The organism is Helicobacter magdeburgensis, from assembly GCF_000765825.2.
GTDB classification, from domain to species: Bacteria; Campylobacterota; Campylobacteria; order Campylobacterales; family Helicobacteraceae; genus Helicobacter_C; species Helicobacter_C magdeburgensis.
In genome coordinates this window covers 1-1,450 of the sequence record NZ_JRPE02000041.1, presented here as the reverse complement: position 1 = coordinate 1,450, position 1,450 = coordinate 1, and the positions used below count along the sequence as shown (strand labels likewise).

Annotated in this window: 3 protein-coding genes; all 3 read left to right on the top strand. The window is 32.6% G+C overall.

Translation table 11 applies throughout. The features are described from left to right. Window positions 1-639: hypothetical protein (locus LS74_RS11600; protein ID WP_236096934.1), on the top strand; the 639-nt coding region annotated here is incomplete at its 5' end. Then, the gene (locus tag LS74_RS10740) at window positions 636-1,307 is read left to right on the top strand and encodes a hypothetical protein (RefSeq protein ID WP_034589732.1); all 672 of its coding nucleotides are present in this window, start codon (window positions 636-638) and stop codon (window positions 1,305-1,307) included. The genes LS74_RS11600 and LS74_RS10740, both read left to right, overlap by 4 nt. Beyond that, a partial coding sequence (locus tag LS74_RS11025; RefSeq protein WP_236096935.1) for a phage baseplate assembly protein V occupies window positions 1,304-1,450 on the top strand: 147 nt, incomplete at its 3' end. The genes LS74_RS10740 and LS74_RS11025, both read left to right, overlap by 4 nt.

Here is a 1,450-nt window from a genome sequence, read left to right as displayed (position 1 = left end):
GAAATAGTCAATATTCCTTTCAAAGAAGAATGGGAGAATAAGCAAATAAGATTCTTTGCTTATTTATGGAGAGCAAATAGAGATGTGGGGGTGGATGTGCATTATCAAGCAGTAATCCCTGATAATGTTATAAGAATAGAAACATTAGATGAAAGTGATGAGTTTATAGAGATAGTGTTGCCTCCAACATTACAAATTGATGACCCACCTTTAGAAGATATGAGTGCTATGTTTATTCCTGCTTTAAGAGGTATAGGTTCTGCGATTAAAGGGGTAAAAGGAGTAACAGAGCTTAGTAGGAGTTTGACAAAGGAAGAGGTGTTGGAGGTGGTGGGGAGGTTGCCAACCGCTAAAGAATTGGGTCTTGGAAGAAGTGAAAGAGTGCATTATACAAAAGACACAAAAGAATTTAATGAATTGGTCACAAAATTTATAAACAATGCAAAATACAATGGAGAGCATAAGCAAACAATGAGAGTGAAAAAAACTGGAAAAGAAGAAAAGGTAAATGTGTTAGAATATCTTTTAGATGATGGCACTTCCATAGGTATTCGCTCTAATTCTCAAACAGGTGGAAGAGCCATAGACATCAATAAAAAAGAAAAGGTAATTCATAATTTGGAGACGATGAGAAAATGAAATACAAAGCACTAGAAAGTATTGATACATTCCTGTTTAATTCTATTTATAAAACGGGTATAAATAAAAAAATAGCAGTTATTTTAGGAGAGCAAGCATTAGATTTAAAAGTACTCTTAACCAACTCGCATATTACCAAAATAGATATTTTAGAATATTTTGAATATTGCATTTTGCAAGAAGCGCAATCTGATTTTGAAATTGATGAGGGCTTTATGGGACAATATGATATTTATCCACTTGATATTTTAAGTAAAAGCCTTTTTGAAAACGACCCGCAACCTAGTTATGCAAGTGAATATATAGGGATAATTGGGGAGTGTTTCTTGGGTAATTTGATAGACTTTATTTGCAAAGATGAAGAAAAAAGTTTGTCGCACTCCTTTGATTCTCCATTTGAAGCTTGGAAATATTTTAAAGAAATATTTTTTTATCAATATCAAAATTATTTATATGATTATAGTAAAAAAGAGGATTACTCTAAAATACTTTGGAGCAATCCTAAAGATTGGAATTCTTGGGATATAAATGTAATTCGCACCCCCAAAGGCACACAATACTTCAATGAAATCCTAGCCCCTAGATTCTATAACAAATACAAAGACTTAAGTGTTGAAATAGATTCAAAAGGAAATATTATAAAGTGGATAGGAAAGATTAATAGATGAATTCTTTAGCAAGAACACAAACGAAACAGAAAGCCTATTCTTATCATTACTCTCCTTATCTTAGAGTAAGCTCCCCTATTGCAAGTGCAAGTTCAGGTTTTTATCATACTCCAAGAGTTGGAGATGAAGTGATTGTGAGTTTC